This window comes from Halorubrum tibetense, from assembly GCF_042661865.1.
Classification (GTDB): Archaea; Halobacteriota; Halobacteria; order Halobacteriales; family Haloferacaceae; genus Halorubrum; species Halorubrum tibetense.
This window is the reverse complement of the sequence record NZ_JBHSWW010000541.1, coordinates 1-875: the sequence shown is the minus strand read 5'-3', so window position 1 is coordinate 875 and position 875 is coordinate 1. Positions and strand designations below refer to the sequence as shown.

1 protein-coding gene is annotated in these 875 nt (G+C 71.2%); it reads left to right on the top strand.

The annotated features are described in order from the left end of the window. On the top strand, positions 1–659 hold a 659-nt coding region (locus tag ACFQEU_RS16835), incomplete at its 5' end, for an inorganic phosphate transporter (protein ID WP_379784008.1). Positions 660–875 lie beyond the last annotated feature (216 nt).

Here is an 875-nt window from a genome sequence, read left to right as displayed (position 1 = left end):
TCGTCGGCGTTATCCTCGCGAACGTCGGGTTCGCGCTCCTCGGGCCGGCCGGCGAACAGGCCTCCATCGCGGCCACGGTCGGTATCGGTCTCGGGCTCCCGGACGGAACCGGGACCCCGCTCGTCTCGGTCGCCATCGCCGTGCTCGTCGCCGGGACTGTGTACCTCGACATCGGGCGGGACCGGGCGGGCGCACAGCGTCGATTCCTGCTCGCGATGGGCGGGCTGGTCGCGTTCTCCGCGGGGGGATCGCAGGTCGGGCTCGCGATCGGACCCCTCGTCCCGATCTTCGGCGATGTCGACGTGCCGCTGTGGGCGCTGCTGGTCGGCGGCGGCCTCGGCTTGCTCGCCGGGTCGTGGACCGGCGCGCCGCGGATGATCAAGGCGATCGCACAGGACTACGCGTCCATGGGTCCGCGCCGGTCGATCGCCGCGCTCATCCCCTCGTTCGCGATCGCGCAGGCGGCCGTGGCGTTCGGGATCCCGGTGTCGTTCAACGAGATCATCGTCTCGGCGATCGTCGGTGCCGGCTACGCCGCCGGCGACGCCGGTGTGAGCCGGTCGAAGATGGGGTACACGGTGCTCGCGTGGGTCGCGTCGCTCGTCGGGTCGTTGGTGCTCGGCTTCGGCGTCTACTCGGCAGTTCGGTTGGTGTTCTGATCCGCGATCCAGTCGACGGTCCGGCAGGAGAGCCGCCCGCGACGACGGCCTTACTCGTCGGAATACGTCGGTAGCCGCCCCGACCGCGCGCTTCCGTCGATGAACGGCAGCTCCGCCCGGGTCGCTTCGATCTCGGTCCCGTCGACACGGACCCCGACCGTGTCCGTGGCGTCGTCGAAGCCGACGAGCGTGATCGCCAGCGGGTCGCCGGAGTCC